Below are 16982 nucleotides of genomic sequence, written 5' to 3' on the forward strand. Positions count from 1 at the left end.
TAATTTTAATATAACTGTCCCTTGATATTTTAGATATTACTTGTCCCTTAAATTTTTATTTATTCTATATATTTGTATAGGTGACAGTCATAATTTCTTTTAACTCCTTTTTAATAAAAATAGAAGTAACAAACCTTATTCTACCTTTATCAATTTAAATTCTATATAATAAACTTGGCATTACTTCCGTCCTTAGTAGTGGAAACTTCTAATCTTAAATCTATTCTTTCTTTAAGTTCTGGAACATGAGATATTATACCTACAAGCCTGCCACCCCTTTGCAAATCTATGAGAGCTTGTATAGCATTATCTAAGGATTCGGGATCTAACGTTCCAAATCCTTCATCTACAAACATAGTATCTAGGCTAATTCCGCCTGCATAGGATTGTACCACATCAGCCAATCCTAATGCCAAGGATAAAGAGGCCTTAAAACTTTCTCCGCCAGATAAAGTTTTGACATGTCGAGCTTTTCCTGTATAGTTGTCAAAAACTTCAAGCTCAAGTCCCTCCTGTTTTCTTCCCTTACCTTTCTCTTCTTTTCTCCTGAGAATAAATCTTCCAGCAGCCATTTTACTTAGCCTTATATTAGCTGCATTTATTATTTCATCAAAATAAGCAGCTAATACATATCTTTCAAAAGTTATTCTTTCTATATTATCTCCGTTAGCTATTCTAGCTAATTCACCAATTGTACCATATTTTTTCTCTTCATCTTTTATTATTTCATTTAAATTTTCAACTTCTTTTAAAACTCTTTTATTATTATTTAATCTTGCAAAAATATCATTATTCTTTTTCGCTAATGATGCTTCGCTAATCCTTAGTTCTTCTAAAGCGACTTTTAATTCATCAATATTTATAATGTTCAGCCCTTCTGTATCTCTCATAGCTTTTTCATATCTGTCCCTTAATGATTTTAAATTTTGGTAATACAATTGAATATCACTTTCTAATTTTTTTATATCCTCTTCATTCATCTTAAATTGAGAATATTGATTATAATTTTCAAAGCCACATTCCTTAACCTTATTTGTTAATTGTTTTTCCCAAAGCTTTACCCCTTCTACAGCTTCTTCTAAACTTTTTTCTTTAGCTTCTTTATCTGCCTTTGATGATGCATAATCTTCTAAAGCTCTATTATAAGAACTTTGAGCACTCTTATATGCTTCTTGAAGATGCATAAATTTCTCTTCATATTCTCTTATTTTCAATAAAAGCATGGACGTAGAACGTATTTCTAATGGTATTTCATTTTCAATGCTCATAAGAAGTTCTTCTTCACTTCTTACCTTTCCGTATTGAAGTGTAAATTCCGCCTCAATATTTTCTATTAATTTTTCTTTCTCAACAATTTCTTTTTGAATGCTTAAAATTGTCTCTTCTAGAACCGTTATATTTTTAATATCTTCTTTAAGACTGTCCCTTTGCACATTTAAATTCTTTAATTTTAAATTAATTTCTTTTCCTTTAGATATTACATATTTTAGAGTATCATTGTAGTCTATATTATTAAGTTCGTAATTTAAATACGGATTTAGCTTATCCTTTTGTTTTATTAATATATCTTTGCTACTCTTTATTACACCATTTAAATCCGAAAGTTCCTTTAGCAGCTCATCTCTTTTCTTCATTAATTTATCATACTTAATCTTAGTTTCCTTCAATTCTTCTTCTGTTGGTACTCCCTCTATTAAATTTGCTAATTTAGGATGATGCATAGACCCGCATACTGGACATTCTTTACCTTCTTTTAAATCACTAGCTAAAATACCCGCTTGTCCTTTTCTAAAGTTATCTTCCATAGTTTCATATTTAATCTTAAAATCATTGTATTCTATTTCAAATTGTCTATAACTGTCCCTACAATTATTGTGTTTAGAAATAAGTTTTTCATAATCTGTAATATAGCTATAGAATGCTCTCATTTCATCATAAATTAATTTATTTTCAGATATAACTTTATCTATCTTTTCTAATTCAGTTTGAGATTTTTGTAGTTGAATTAAATTGCTATTTGCTTTTTCTAATTTAATTCTATTATCACTAATCCACTGTTTATTTTTTTTCATTATTTCTTCTTTATTTTTAAGATTTTCTTTAAGTTCTACTATAGATATTTTCTTTTCTTCATATGTTTTAACTTTGTTAATAAAATTCTTTAAAGTTATTACCTTATCTGAAAGTCTTTTTCTTTCATCTTCTCTAGACTCTTCTATTTCTAATTTTTGTTTATAAGTAATTATATTTTTTTCGTTTTGCTTTAATTTCTCTTCAGCATTACAGTATTGTAGTTGCTTTTCTTTTAAATGATTTTGTCTATCATTTAGCGAATCTTCTACTATTTTTACTTCTAGACTCTTTCTTCCTTTATTGAGGATACCTTGTCTTTCCCTATACTCTAATTCTTTTTCCAAATGTAAACTATACTCTTTAGATATTTCTTCTCTATCGTATATCTTCTTATTAATTTCTTCTCCTTCAACGATCTTCTTTTGAAGGTTACTACTATTTAATTTCAATAAATTAATTTCATTATTAACTTTTTCTTGTTCTAATAAATCATTAGTAATAATCTCATTTACCTTAGATATAATTTCTATTATATTTAAATCCTCAGCATTTATAAGCTTTAGTAATAGTTCCTCATCCCCACATTCAATATTTTTTATATAAGTGTCCCTTTTTATTTTTATATTGCTGATGCCTTTATATAAACTTTTCTTTTGCTCATCTAAAATTCTTTGAATGCCCTCAAAAGCTTCTGTTCCAAATATCTTCCTGAATATTAATTCTCTTTCTGAGCTATCTGATTCTAATAGTTTCCTAAATTCTCCTTGTGGCAACATAACTATTTGTTTAAATTGATTCTTATTTATACCTAGTATTTCATTTATTTTTTCGTCTACATTATTAATTTTGCTAACACTATCCCCATTAGGTAACTCTAAAAATGCCTCTGCATTCTTTGTTATAAATCCATCCCCTCTGGATTTTTTACGTTCCTGCTGCGGAGATCTTGTAATTTTGTATGTTTTACCTTTAAGTTGAAATTCTAATTCTACATAAGTATATAAGTCTATGTGAGCAAAATCACTTCTAAGACTGTCCCTATCTCTACTACTTCCTGAAGCTTCTCCGAAAAGTGCATAACTTATGGCATCAAATACAGTGGTTTTCCCCGCTCCTGTTGGCCCCGTTATTAAAAATATATTTTTATCTTTAAGTGATGTAAAATCTATAACTTGTACACCTGCATAGGGACCAAAAGCACTCATTGTTAATTTTAGAGGTCTCACTTTATTCCCTCCTTTTTCTCAACTGTTTCAATGATTTCTTCTATAATATTTAACTTCTCTTCACTAAGCTCTTTACCTGCTATGGAATCATAAAATTCTTTAAATAACTCTAATTTTGATTTGCTCTTATATCCTAGAGTAGCTGATGTTCTACTTTCATCTCTATTGGATAGTCTCTCTCTATTTAATCCCATTATATTAGGATAAACAGCTCTCAATTTTGATATGGGATCAATCAATTCTCCTTCATCAGTTAATATAGCAAATATGTAATCTTCAACATTAGTACCTTTATACACCTCTGGATTTATGAGCTGTTCTAATGGTCCTTTTATAACTCTCATGTCTCTTTTAGGAGTCAGTTCTTTTAGTTCTACAGATACTTGTCCATCTTTATCTAAATTTATAATAGTTAATGATTTTTTATGTTCCACTTCCGATAAAGAATATTTTAGTAAGGCACCTGAATATCTGATTCTATCGTCTTTTACCTTTTGAGGTCTATGTAAATGTCCTAAAGCAGTATAATTAAAGCAACTAAAATATTCAGCACTTATTATATCCGTCCCTCCAATACTTAGAGGTCTTTCAGAATCACTAATTTCAAGACCCGCTCTTATATACTCTTCAGTTTGCTCATCATTTTCTTCTTTTATGTAACTAACATATCCATGAGTTACCATTATGTTTTTTTCATTTTCATTTAAATCAACTTTAATCCCATCTATTATCTTTTTCATAGCATCATCATGATTTGATATACTATCATCTTGTAAAAAAAATTTTAACTCTCTTGGATCTATATAAGGAATTAAATAGAAATTTACAGGTCCATGCTCATCTTCTAAAATTACTTTGGTAACATTTTTATTGAAAACCCCTGCTATATGTAGCCCATTTTTAGTTAAAATACTACTACCAAAGGATAATCTCTCTGCACTATCATGATTACCTGCAATAGCTAAAATTGGCGTCTTTAAATTAACTAATATTTTAGTAAAAACTCTATCTAATAACTCCACCGCTTCAACAGGTGGAATACTTCTATCATAAATATCTCCTGCTATAATCAATGCATCCGGTCTTTCATCTTCTATGACCTTTATCAATTGTTCTAATATAAATTCTTGATCTTCTATCATGCTAAACTCATTTACGATTTTGCCTATATGCCAATCTCCCGTATGAATTATCTTCATTTTCCCACCTCCATGATTTACTTATATATAAATTTTCAGTATTTGGGGACAGTTAGATGTAATTTTTTTGTATATGCAGATTTGGGGACAGTTATAATCATTTTCTGTTTAAATAATTGCAGTACATATATATATTATAGCTTATAAAAATATAAAAAAGTTAGGGACAGTTATATTACTAATAAATTATATAAAAGAATATTTATGTAACTTATGGCAATAATCATGGATAGTAGAATAATTAATGAGGTGATTTTATGGCTAGATGTGCTAGATTTAAAACTAATGACGCTATATTTCATGTCATGATAAAAAGTATTCCTGAAATTAATCTCTTTGGATTAGATTGCGATAAAGAGATGTATTTGGATATATTGAAATTCTATCAACAAATATATCATTTTAAAGTCTATTCCTATTGTCTAATGAGTAATCATGGTCATTTCATAATAGATTGCAATGGTGCAGATATTTCTCGTGTAATGCATAGTATAAACTTTAAATACGCACTAAATTTTAATAAAAAACATAATAGGAACGGTCATCTTTTTAGGGAGAGATTTAAAAGCAAACTAATAAATAGTGAAAGATATTTATTAACAGCTTCTGCTTACATCCATAGAAATCCAGTAGATATTATAAACTATAAAGATTCCCCGGAGAACTACAAATATTCAAGCTTAGCAGTATATTTAGGCTTAAGAAATGATCCAAAAGGAATATTAGATGAGGATTTTGTTATGCAGCTATTCAGTAGTAATGTAAAGAAAGCTCGTAAAAAATATAAAAAATTTATTTATCTCTGCGACGATAAAAAATTAAAATACGAAGAGGACTATGAAAATACAAAAAAAGAATATAGTAGCGATCGTGAAATAATAACAAGAGATTGGAATCCTAAAGAGATATTAAAATTTATTTCTAATGAAATCGGAGTAGAGTGCATTAGCTCCTTAAAGACTAACAATTCTGATATAATTCATGCTAGAGCCGTTTCAGCAGTATTGTTAAGAGGTCTTTGTAATTTAACATGTTCTGACATAGCACAAATTTTAGGTGATATACCATTATATATGGTCTCAAAATTATGCCGCATCGGCGTTAAAATTCTTTATGAACGTAGACAATTTAAAAATGTATTAAATAATTTTATACCATCATATTCATCATAATTTTTTAGCATTATTATATTTTTGTTAATATTTTAGCAATCCTAAAGAAAAATAAAAAATATTGTTATAATTTGGACAAACTTCTGCATAAACTATATACTTTTTTTATATTTTCAATAATTTTTCATATTATTTGTTAATTAATGTTTCAAAACTTACCTTTTCTAGTTCTTCTATTAAGGTTCCTTGCACTTTATCAAGATAATAATGTATTCTACAATTATCAGTATTATGGGCATTACAAAAATCATTATTGTTTAGACAACGGTTAATAGCTATAGGCCCATCTACTGCCTCAATGACTTGTTTTAAATTTATATCTACTCTTTTTTTATTTAAAGCATATCCTCCATTTACTCCTCTGTAAGACTTTATTATCTCTGCTTTAATAAGCTTTCTTAGTAGCTTTAATAAGAATCTTAAAGGTATATTGCCTCTTTCTGCTATAGTTTTTGCATCTAGCTTTATCCCTTCTCCTTCTTTTGATAGTATAAAGATAGCTCTAATAGCGTAATCTGCTTCCTGAGTTATATTCATAATTCATCACCTTATATAATATTTTTTAAACATAATTATTTACATTTAAAATTGCGTATTCTTCTTCATATTATTATCTAATACCGTAATTGTCAATACTTGCGAGCAATGATTGTTAAAAAAATGTTTATTTATTCACCTTAACCAACTTTAAAATTCAAATAATTTATTTATATGTATTAGTATTAAAAAACAAGAAAAAACACAACATATTGTATGTTAGATAATGATATAATACAATATATGCCTAAAATTGAACTTTGATATTTTTAATATATATTATATACTAAAATGGTATTACTAAAAAGGGGGTAGTCTAATTGGATTTTTTTAATGAAATTGATTCAATACATAAGATAATTAAAAGATACTATACTAAGGCATTGGAAAAGGACAATAGTCTAACAGTATATGATTTATTCAAATGGAAAAAGGTAGATGTATTTTTAAAGGATCATAAAAGCGGAAAAGTTTTAGTAGATATGAAGGAATTAGAATTTCCTGACCATTACTCTCAAAACGCTTGCGATATTATAGCTTCAAAATATTTTAGAAAAGCCGGAGTTCCAAATGAATGCGGATATGAAAACAGCATGAAAATGGTAGCTCACAGAATGGTTAATTTTTGGTGTGAATCTTTATCAGATGAGGGTATCATAAAATCTAATGAAGAAAAACAAATTTTTTATGATGAAATGGTTTATGCGCTACTTGCTCAAATGTATGCTCCTAATTCTCCACAATGGTTTAATACAGGATTAGCCCAAAGCTATGATATAAAAGGAAGCAAACAAGGAAATTACTATTATAATAAAAAATTAAATAAGGTTGTTGAAACTGAAGATAATTACTCTCGTACTCAAGCATCAGCTTGCTTTATTCTATCTATCGAAGATAAGCTTTTAGGTGCTCATTCAATCTCTGATCAGTACGCAACTGAAACAAAGCTCTTTAAAGGTGGTTCGGGGACAGGTACTAACTTTTCTTCCATAAGGGCTAAAGGGGAAAAACTCTCTGGTGGTGGTGTATCCTCAGGTTTAATGAGTTTTTTAAAGGGTCTAGATAGAAATGCTGGAGCTATAAAATCTGGTGGAACCACAAGAAGAGCTGCTAAAATGGTTTGTCTTGATGTAGATCATCCTGAAATAATGGATTTCATAACCTGGAAAGCTCATGAAGAAGATAAAGTTAGAGCTTTAGGTAAAATGGGGTATGACATAGACATAGATGGTGAAGCATACGAAACCGTTTCAGGACAAAATAGCAATAATTCTATAAGATTTTCACATGAATTTATGAAAAAAGTTGAAAATCTATCGAAAAATCCTGAAGAAACTATTGAGTTAAGTGGTCGTGTTGACAACTCAATTAATCAGACAGTAAATGTTAATACAATATGGGATGCTTTCAACAATAGCGCTTGGCAATGTGCAGACCCAGCTCCGCAATTTACAGATACTTTTAATGCTTGGCATACCTGTCCTGCAGGAGAAGATGGTGAATATAATGCAAAACATAATAGAATTAATTCAACAAACCCTTGCGGAGAATATGCATTTTTGGATGATAGCTCATGTAATCTTGCTTCTATAAATGTATTTAAGTTTTATGATAATAATAAAAAAGATATAGATTTACATGGATATATCCATGTTATAGGAATGGTACAATTAATTTTAGAAGCTTCAATACATTGGGGACAGTTCCCAACAGAAGATATTGCAAGAAAAACCTATATGTTTAGAGCAACAGGTCTTGGATTAAGTAACTTAGCCTCATTATTAATGGTTTTAGGTTATCCTTATGATTCAGAGGAAGCTAGAAATATATCTTCTGCTCTAATCGGAATATTAACTGGATATTCTTACTTTATTTCATCACTTATGGCAAAAGAAGTGGGGACGTTTATTAAATACGATATTAACAAAGTACATATGTTGAAAGTAATAAGAAACCATGCTAAAGTTGCTGGAGCAATGCCTTTATTAAGTAGCTTAAATAAAGAACTTGAAGATGAAGCATCTGGTTTTGAAGGACTTAATTATAAACCTATTATGGTAGATCATAAAATTCTTAAAAAAGAATCCTTTTCTAACATAAGTGAACTTCTAAAAAAATGTTGGAATGAAGCTTTACATTATGGTGAAGAGTTCGGATACAGAAATGCTCAAGTTTCTGTAATAGCGCCTACTGGAACCATATCCTTTGCTATGGACTGTGGTGCAACCTCCATCGAACCTTTCTTTAGCCATATAGTTTATAAAAAACTTTCTGGCGGTGGAATGATGACAGTTATAAATCCTGTTATCAAGATGGCTTTGAATAACTTAGGATATACCAGCGAACAGATAAAAGATATAATGGATTATGTTTTAGAAAAAGAACCTATTGATAGGGACGGTTATAAATATGAAAAATTATTGGATGGGAAAATCGAGGGAGCTCCTCATCTAAAGGAAGAGCATATAGCAATATTTGATACAGCAAATAAATGTGGTAGTGGTGAAAGATTTATAACACCAATGGGGCATGTTCTTATGGTAGCTTCCATAACCCCTTTAATTTCAGGAGCAATTTCTAAAACTGTAAATCTACCAAAAGAAGCTACTATAGAGGATTTTAAAGATGTTGTTTTAACTTCTTGGAGACTTGGAATAAAAGGTATCACTCTATATAGGGATGGCTCAAAAGCAAGTCAGCCTCTAAATACAAGCTTAAATTCTGATAAAGATCTTAAACTAGAAGATTTAACATATGATCAACTTTTAGCAAAAGCTAAGGAGCTTCAGAAAGGAGTTAAATACTCTAGAAGAGATAAGCCAATAGGAATAAGGAGAGGAACCACTCATCCTGCTCAAATAAATGACGTAAAAATATATACTACAGTAAATAGAAGAGAAAGCGGGGAAATATCTGAAATATACATTACTACAGATAGAGAAGGAACAACGATAATGGGGCTATTGAACTCCTTGTCAAAAGCATTATCCGTCATGCTACAGCACCATGTAGCTCCTCAAGATATTGCAAGAATGCTAAGGGGACAGAAATATGAACCTTATGGATTTGTTCAAAAGCATCCCTATATTAAATATGTAAGCTCAATATCTGATCTTATAAGTAAGGTTATAGATATTGAATTAGGTGATTTCTCTAAATGCCAAGTTAAACCTGAAAATTATGATATAAATACAAATAGAACAAATATTGTTTCTACATCGGATATAATTGAGGATCAGATAAGTACTAATAATGTTCATCAAACCTTTGATGGGAAAAAAATTGAAGGTGATAGAGTTTACGGAAGCACTTGCCCTAATTGCTCGAGCAGTAGAATGGTGAGAAATGGAACTTGTATGGTTTGTCTAGATTGCGGTTCAACAACTGGATGTAGTTAAGAATTATAGCTAAAATTTAAAGGCTCTATGACCTAAAATACTAGGTGTAGAGCCTTTTTCATCATATTAAGTTCTATAATTAATAACCTCTTTTTATATTATCTAACACTCTATAAATACCTATTGAAAGTTCATTCCATGTTGCATTTGATTTTGGTCTCAATTTATTATTTTTAACTTCTAATATTCCTAATCCTTTAGCTATAGCCATATATCCCAATTCATTACTCTTAATATCCTTTACATCTGATACATTTAGAGAGAAAATATCTTTTGAATTAGCAAGTTTGTCATAACCTAAAAATTTAACCAATGTTTTCGCCATTTCAGCCCTTGTTACCTTTTCTTTAATATCAAATTTTCCCTCTTTGTTTTCTAAGATTCCATAATAAACTGCTAATTGAAGATATTTATAATTAACGTCATTACTACTTACTCCACTTTCAAATTTCAAACTCATGGAATCCTTTAATAAATTTGGTCTATAACCTTTAGCATTAACAAGCATTTTTATGAAGTCCATTTTTGTTATCTCTTTTTCAGCTTGGAAATTTGCAGTGTCTATTATTCCGTTGTTAGCTAATATAGTTAATTCCTTTTCATAAGGATTTCCTTTTATTTTCTCCATATATATTTCTATATTTTCATCTATATCTTCACCTGATGCATTTAAAAGTTTACCTGTAAAAGCATCTACTCTCAACCCTGACAAGTTATATCCATAACTGTCCCCCATAGTGTAGATTAATTTTGTTTCCCATTGTGGTTTAGTATAGTCATTAGATTTATTTATTTTTCTATATGATAATTGAGGTTTATCTTTACTGAATAATATATTTTTACTTTCTTCTTTTTGTATCAAATTCACAGGTGAATCAAATTTCATATTCCTATTCCAATTTACGCTATATTCATATAACTGTCCCTTATTTGCTCCTATCCATACAGTAATACCATTTTCATCGAAAGGTATACCATTGACCATTCTAGGGAAATTAAAGATATATCTTTTATCCTCTTGTTTTGTTAAATTATCAATACTGCTTTGATTAGTTATAGCTTTAGTGTTAATTTCATTAAACTTTTCTGGTGAATACTTTGCTACAGCATCTATAGCTATTTTATATGCCTCTTCCCAACTAATATTAGCTTCTAATTTTTCATTCTCCTTATAATAATTTTTATAAAGATTAGTTACATTTTCTGTTAAGGCATCAATAGTAATATTTCCCCCATCATATCCCTTATCTCCTTCAATCTTTTTATTAAAATCAATTGACCAAGCATTAGAATCTCCATATATTTTATCTTTGTTTTCATAGTATCTAATATTTCCTATTTTATAACCGTCCCCATATAATTCTTTAATCGTAGCATTAGCTATTTCTAATGCTCTTTTTTCATTTATTTCTTTATCTAGTGGTTTTTTTATCTTAAGTTTTGAATTGATTTCTTTCCTTTCAGCATCTGTTAAATCCTTTTCTATACTTTTATATAGATCTTTATTCATAAATTTACCTTCGTTGGCGTCTAGCATGGTATCATATGGGAGATCTAACATATATACTAATTTACTTCTTGTTGAATTTTCTTCAATATCATACTTATCTCTATAAGTTATATATTTTAACTCTACTTGACTCTCTTTTCTAAAAATATCTTCCGCCTCTTTTATTGATAAATACTTATTAGGGACAGTTAGCTTAACTCCCTCTTCCCAATTTGAGTTATAGCTTACAACTTCACCTTTAACTCCATCTACTTCTACAAATAGCCCATCATCATTATAAGGTATACCGTTTATCTGTCTTGCAAATCTATAACTATAGGAAGTATTAACACCACCCCTTCCATAGATAGAGTGCGTAGATTCTTTTATATATTTTGTTTCTTTAAATTGCTCTGGATTTATCCTTTTTAAGAATTCCTCTGCTTTCTTTTTTCCTTCATCTTCAGTAATTTTTGAAATACCACTATTCTCTCCCTCTACGTTATATCTATTAGAAGCTCTTAAAACTTTCCCTGTGTTTGCATTAATAGATACATCCATATAAGTACTGCTATTCATAGTATTTTTTCTCCAAGATATATCCCAAGAATAGTTTTCATCTTCTCCATTATTAATAAGAGCTGCATAAACCTCATATTCTTTTTCATCAACTGTCTTATTAAAATAATCTTTAATTATTTTCTTTGATAAATCTTTAGCTTTCTCTTTTGATAATTTTACGTTCTTTTCCTCAGATGCGCTTACCGCTTCAGTTTTTATAGGGACAGTCATTGGGTTTAATTCTTTTGATAAACCCATAGCTGAAACCGATGAAAAATTAGTAATTATAATTGATGAGCTAATAACTAAAGATATTATTCTTTTACTTTTCATATACTTTTACCCCCACTATTTTAATTTAACGAGTTTTCATTATTAATTAATACGTTAAATTTTTTAAATTGTACGCATCATTGGAAAAATATATATATTTATGTAAAATTTTTAGAACACTACTTGCTTTTATAAAATTAACCTCTAATTATGTTTATTGTTTTTCATATATCTATAAAAATGCATTAATAACTGTCCCCTAACTTTTAATAACTATCCCTTAAGTTTTTAGATAATGACTGTCCCTATTAACTACTATTAAATAACTGTCCGCCATTAATTAACCATTAATAAATAAAAAAACTCCGTTCCTTAATTTAAAATTAATTGTAAAAATCAAAATGAGCAGTAAGGAACAGAGACATATGTCATTATATATTATTAAATTTTAATATTATTGAAGTTGTATATTATCAGGAAGTAATAAAAAACTCAAATTTTTAAGACTATTTTTATAGGATATATCGTTTGCTATATCTTTTGCTTCTTTTAAACTTCTAGCTTTAAAAGTGAAATGGCCCCCTTCTTTATTATAGAAACCTCCGCCAATTAAATATCTTGAATTTCTATCTACTTCTTGTACATCTTGTCCATTTACATTATAGTATATTTTTATAAATAATTTATTATCCATAGAATATACCCCCTCACATTATCTCTACTTTAGTTTTCTATAATAAATATATTCTCTTGTTATCATAAATATTACATTTTTTATTATAACGAACATATGTTCTATTGTCAATAAAAAAAATAATTTATGCTAGATTAGTAGCATAAATTATCAATTAATAATTAAACAATCATATAAAAAGTAAGTTCTTTTAAACTAAAATAATAAATCTCTTAGTTTAATAATTCTGTCATAGGCCTTCTTTATATATTCTTCAGGAGAACTTTCTTTATCTTCATCTCCTGCACATATTTCCATGCTTAAATAACCATTATAGTCCTCTGGAAAATCTTCCTTAATCTTATTCCAATTTATATTTCCATCAAAAGGTGTCCAATGTCTATCTTTTAATCCATCATTATCAGATATATGGGTAGCAAATAATCTATTACCATAAAGCTTTAATAGGTTTATTTCCCTATTTGAGGCTATCTCATTATGAGAGGTATCAAAACATAGCCCAATGTTTGGAGAGGCTAAATTGCTCAAAATATAGTGAATTAAGGCATTATCATCCGTATTTTCTATAGCAACCTTAACTCCATATTCTTCTGCTACTTCTATAATTTCACCTAAACTTCTAATCCCCATATTATTAGGTTCTTTTATTTCAAAGCCCTCAGATATATGCATAACCATAAGAGGTATATTAAACTTACTACAATCCTTTATCCATTGTATATGTTTATTTACTATCTCTCTTCTGATGGATTCATCACTGCTCCAAAGATTATTGCTGCTACAGAAGGGAGCATGAATATTTTCAATATGAAGGCCCAACTTTTCCACTAATTTAGGAATTTGTTCCTTCTTTGATATTGTGAGTCCTTCTTCATCTTCCCACCAAATAGCCACTCCAGTAAATCCACCATCTTTAATTATCTTTAATCTCTCTTCAATAGGCATTATATATCCAAACCATGAGAATATGCCTATTTTATCTTTTGTCATCTTTACCATTCCTTTACTTAAGTGTATCTCTTATTACCCTTTGTGCATTCTTATATAATATTCTTTCCATTTCATCAAAAGAAAATCCCTCTTTTTCTAAAGCAAAAATTAATTTATCCATTTGTGATATATCTTCTATTTCTACTGGACTACCTATTCCATCAAAATCCGATCCTAAAGCAATGCAATCTATTCCGCCTACATTTCTTATATGCTTAATGTGAGCTACCATATCCTTAACCATTCCCATATGACTGTCCCCTAAAAAGTCGCTGTAAAAGTTTATTCCCATTACTCCACCTTTTTCTGAAAGAACTTTAATCATGGTATCAGTTAAGTTTCTTCTATGAGGTTTAATTTCTCTAGCATTTGAATGAGACGCTATAAAAGGAATTTTTGTCCTATCAGCAACTTCATAAAAACCTCTATCTGATAAATGGGAAACATCAATTAACATCCCTAACCTATTCATTTCATCGATTAGATCTGTTCCAAAAAAAGTTAGACCCTTGTCCACATATTCATCTTTAGAACTAGAAAACCCTATTTCATTAGGATAATTCCATGTTAATGTAATAAGCCTTACTCCATTTTGAAAAAAGTAATATAGGTTTTCCATATCACCCTTTAGAGCTTCTCCTCCTTCTATGGTTAAAAATGCAGATATTTTTCCCTTATCTTTATTCTCCTGCATCTCCTGAAAATTTCTTGCTAAGGATATATGATCACTATATTGGTTTATCTCAGAATAAAACCTGTCCATTAGTTTTATACAACTTTCCTTTGCATCCTTACACTCGCTCTTATCTATAAAAAGAGCAAAGAACTGAGCTAGAGAACCTCCTCTTTTCAACTTTTCAATATCCACTGAAAAATTATTTTTGTATAAGTTTCCACCCTTTTTTTCTTGTTCTAATAAATATATAGTGTCACAATGCAAATCAATTATATTCAATATTATCACCTCAAATACTAATATATTACAATATATTAAAAATATCCATACATTAAAATAAAGAAATCCCTAATATAGGGATTTCTTCGTAATTTTTTTGAGATTTCTTTTATAATTAAAAATTATCTTTTATGAAATTATTTAATTCTTCTAATTTGCATGTATGAGATTTTAAATTATGTTTTTCAAAAGCTGCTGTGTATTTTAGTCCACTTCCTGTAACAATACAAGCTACTCTATCATTTTCTGTTAAATATCCTTGCTGTCTTAGCTTTTTAACAGCAGCTAGTGGAACACAAGATTCTGGCTGGCCAAATACGCCCTTCTCTGCCATTTCTTTTTGAGCTATTATTATTTCTTCATCAGAAACTGAAATACAAGTTCCACCATTTTCTTTTAACATTTTTAATACAGCATTACCGCTTGGTGGGAATGGATTTTCTATGCCGTGAGCTATGGTATCAGGGTTTTCAACTCTTTCAACTTTATCTTTACCTTCTATAAAAGCATTATAAATTGGTGAGCATCCAGAAGCTTGAGCCACAATAATTTTTGGCACCCTATCTATTATTCCTGCTTCTTTAAATTCTAGGAATCCTTTATATATACCTCTAACGTTTCCTCCTGCACTTGTTGGAACAACTACATAATCTGGTACATCAAAGTCTAATTGCTCACACATCTCAAAGGCAGCTGTCTTGTAACCTTCAACTCTATAAGTAACATCTGAATTTATAAAATAAATACCTTGCTTTCTTCCTATATTTAAGCTTTCATAATAAAGCCTACCATAATCACCATCTACTCTGATTAAATGAGCTCCATATATGGCAATAGGGTTTAATTTTTCTGCTGGTATATTCTTTCCCACAAAAATAAATGTATCAAATCCAGCTCTTTTTCCATAAGCAGCAACGGATACAGCCATATTTCCTGTTGAAACCGCTCCTACCTTTTTATAACCTAAGCTATAAGCATGCTGAATTCCAAATAAGGTTCCTCTATCTTTAAAAGACCAAGTTGGGTTTTGGCTTTCATTTTTAAAATATAGATTTTTTAGACCTATCCTTTTAGCAATTCTAGATATTGATACTAGTGGTGTAAATCCTTCATTTAGTGATAAATCATTTCTTATTTCATTAAAAGGAAAAAAATCCGAATATCTTTCTAATATAGTATGTTGTAATGGGTTACCTTGCTTTATTTTTCCTTTTTTTACAAGTTCCATTTCTAATGGCTCGTTACAGTCATCGCATCTTGGGTCTACTCTTTCAATAGAATATTCTTTTCCACAAGCTGTACAAATTAATTTAAAATCTTTCATATCAAATCTCCCTTTCTACTCTACTATTGCTATAACTTCTATTTCCACCATAGCATTTCTAGGCAGCTTAGCAACTTGTATGCAAGATCTAGCTGGTGGATCTATTTTAAAATATTCACCGTAAACTTCATTTACAGCATTAAAGTCATTTATATCTTTTAAGAAAACAGTAGTCTTTACAACATTCTCTAAGGTCGTTCCTGATTCTTCTAAAATAATTTTTACGTTTTCTAGAGCTACCTTAGTAGCATTTTGTATATTATCTTCCACCAATTCTCCTGTTTTTAAATCACTAGGAGTTCTTCCGGATACAAATAGAAGATTTCCAACCTTAACTGCATGTGAATATGGTCCCCTAGCTGGTGCTGCTTTTGTGCAATGAATAATTTCCTTTTTCATCGAATCTCTCCTTTATAATTGAAAAATAATTAAAACAAATTGTTATAAACAAATTTTTCTTAATTATAAGAATTTTATTTTATACTTATTCTATAAAAAATTCTAAAATCCTTTAATTTTCTTAATAAAAATTGAAAATAATTATAATTTTATATAAAATTTTATATAAATCTATATAAAAAAGATGCTGGCTTATACCAACATCTTCTTTATTAATATATTATCTACCTTTAATATATTATCTACTTTATTTTTCTTTATTATTCTTTACTCTATTTGGTTTTGCTTTTGGTTTTATTTTTACATCCTTCTTTTTCTCTTTCTTCATTTCTAGCCTATCATCGTTAAATAAATCCACAAACCACAATAAAATTATTGCAAAAATTGCAGATGAGGCCATTCCAGGGATAGTAGTATAATCTATCTTGGCCATATTTGTTGTTGTTAAAACAGCTAGAGCTACAGCGAATACAATCCACTTATTAGGCTTATATTTTGACAAAACAAAAATTTTTAATAAATTGTAACTTATTATTACAACTAAGACAAGAGCTAATAACTTTAAAAAATAAGTCCAACTCAATTGTTATTCCCCCTTTAAAAAACTTTTCCTGTATATATTATTCTATATTTTTTAAAATATATCAACAGAATTTTAAATGTTTTGTATAATATATATATATAGTATTAAT

At 29.0% G+C, this 16982-nt stretch carries 12 protein-coding genes; 2 read left to right on the forward strand and 10 right to left on the reverse strand.

Annotated elements, in window-relative coordinates; all coding sequences use genetic code 11:
- Nucleotides 1–161 precede the first annotated feature (161 nt).
- Both KQI86_RS05695 and KQI86_RS05700 read right to left on the reverse strand, forming a co-directional pair.
- A complete protein-coding gene (locus KQI86_RS05695; RefSeq protein WP_216438188.1) occupies nt 162–3299 on the reverse strand; it encodes an SbcC/MukB-like Walker B domain-containing protein in 3138 nt (1045 codons plus the stop codon).
- Complete coding sequence (locus KQI86_RS05700; RefSeq protein ID WP_216438189.1) at nt 3296–4498, reverse strand: exonuclease SbcCD subunit D; 1203 nt, start codon at nt 4496–4498, stop codon at nt 3296–3298. The genes KQI86_RS05695 and KQI86_RS05700 overlap by 4 nt, the downstream gene beginning before the upstream one ends.
- Before the next feature lie 257 nt (nt 4499–4755).
- On the opposite strand from KQI86_RS05700, the gene KQI86_RS05705 reads away from it, so the two are divergent.
- Nucleotides 4756–5670, forward strand: a complete 915-nt coding sequence (locus tag KQI86_RS05705; protein ID WP_216438191.1) for a transposase — start codon at nt 4756–4758, stop codon at nt 5668–5670.
- A gap of 129 nt (nt 5671–5799) precedes the next feature.
- Here KQI86_RS05705 and KQI86_RS05710 read toward each other — a convergent pair whose 3' ends face one another.
- Nucleotides 5800–6207, reverse strand: a complete 408-nt coding sequence (locus KQI86_RS05710) for an RrF2 family transcriptional regulator (protein WP_216438193.1) — start codon at nt 6205–6207, stop codon at nt 5800–5802.
- Between the two features lie 338 nt (nt 6208–6545).
- Here KQI86_RS05710 and KQI86_RS05715 point away from each other — a divergent pair, with 338 nt between their 5' ends.
- Nucleotides 6546–9605, forward strand: coding sequence for a vitamin B12-dependent ribonucleotide reductase (locus KQI86_RS05715; RefSeq protein ID WP_216438357.1), 3060 nt, complete (start codon nt 6546–6548; stop codon nt 9603–9605).
- Nucleotides 9606–9684: 79 nt separating this feature from the next.
- Here KQI86_RS05715 and KQI86_RS05720 read toward each other — a convergent pair whose 3' ends face one another.
- The 7 genes from KQI86_RS05720 to KQI86_RS05750 all read right to left on the reverse strand — a co-directional run bounded on the left by KQI86_RS05720 (nt 9685) and on the right by KQI86_RS05750 (nt 16873).
- Entirely contained in the window at nt 9685–11988 is a 2304-nt protein-coding gene (locus KQI86_RS05720) for a YcdB/YcdC domain-containing protein (RefSeq protein ID WP_216438194.1), read from the reverse strand.
- A 394-nt stretch (nt 11989–12382) separates the two neighbouring features.
- Nucleotides 12383–12622 (reverse strand): hypothetical protein, encoded by a 240-nt coding sequence (locus tag KQI86_RS05725; protein WP_216438195.1) that lies wholly within the window; start codon nt 12620–12622, stop codon nt 12383–12385.
- Between the two features lie 195 nt (nt 12623–12817).
- The gene (locus KQI86_RS05730) at nt 12818–13621 is read right to left on the reverse strand and encodes a sugar phosphate isomerase/epimerase family protein (protein WP_246582660.1); all 804 of its coding nucleotides are present in this window, start codon (nt 13619–13621) and stop codon (nt 12818–12820) included.
- Between the two features lie 4 nt (nt 13622–13625).
- A complete protein-coding gene (locus KQI86_RS05735; protein ID WP_216438196.1) occupies nt 13626–14567 on the reverse strand; it encodes a dipeptidase in 942 nt (313 codons plus the stop codon).
- A gap of 115 nt (nt 14568–14682) precedes the next feature.
- Nucleotides 14683–15891, reverse strand: a complete 1209-nt coding sequence (gene thrC / locus KQI86_RS05740; protein ID WP_216438198.1) for a threonine synthase — start codon at nt 15889–15891, stop codon at nt 14683–14685.
- 15 nt (nt 15892–15906) lie between these two features.
- The gene (locus tag KQI86_RS05745) at nt 15907–16290 is read right to left on the reverse strand and encodes a RidA family protein (RefSeq protein ID WP_216438200.1); all 384 of its coding nucleotides are present in this window, start codon (nt 16288–16290) and stop codon (nt 15907–15909) included.
- Nucleotides 16291–16537: 247 nt separating this feature from the next.
- The gene (locus KQI86_RS05750) at nt 16538–16873 is read right to left on the reverse strand and encodes a hypothetical protein (protein WP_216438201.1); all 336 of its coding nucleotides are present in this window, start codon (nt 16871–16873) and stop codon (nt 16538–16540) included.
- Between the last annotated feature and the right edge of the window lie 109 nt (nt 16874–16982).

This window comes from Clostridium mobile, assembly GCF_018918285.1.
GTDB lineage: Bacteria > Bacillota > Clostridia > Clostridiales > Clostridiaceae > Clostridium_AW > Clostridium_AW mobile.

Excerpts from the sequence above, each read along its gene's own strand:
- thrC (WP_216438198.1), bottom strand. The coding sequence starts at position 15,891 with ATGAAAGATTTTAAATTAATTTGTACAGCTTGTGGAAAAGAATATTCT.
- KQI86_RS05725 (WP_216438195.1), bottom strand. The coding sequence starts at position 12,622 with ATGGATAATAAATTATTTATAAAAATATACTATAATGTAAATGGACAA.
- KQI86_RS05745 (WP_216438200.1), bottom strand. The coding sequence starts at position 16,290 with ATGAAAAAGGAAATTATTCATTGCACAAAAGCAGCACCAGCTAGGGGA.
- KQI86_RS05730 (WP_246582660.1), bottom strand. The coding sequence starts at position 13,621 with ATGGTAAAGATGACAAAAGATAAAATAGGCATATTCTCATGGTTTGGA.
- KQI86_RS05720 (WP_216438194.1), bottom strand. The coding sequence starts at position 11,988 with ATGAAAAGTAAAAGAATAATATCTTTAGTTATTAGCTCATCAATTATA.
- KQI86_RS05705 (WP_216438191.1), top strand. The coding sequence starts at position 4,756 with ATGGCTAGATGTGCTAGATTTAAAACTAATGACGCTATATTTCATGTC.
- KQI86_RS05710 (WP_216438193.1), bottom strand. The coding sequence starts at position 6,207 with ATGAATATAACTCAGGAAGCAGATTACGCTATTAGAGCTATCTTTATA.
- KQI86_RS05700 (WP_216438189.1), bottom strand. The coding sequence starts at position 4,498 with ATGAAGATAATTCATACGGGAGATTGGCATATAGGCAAAATCGTAAAT.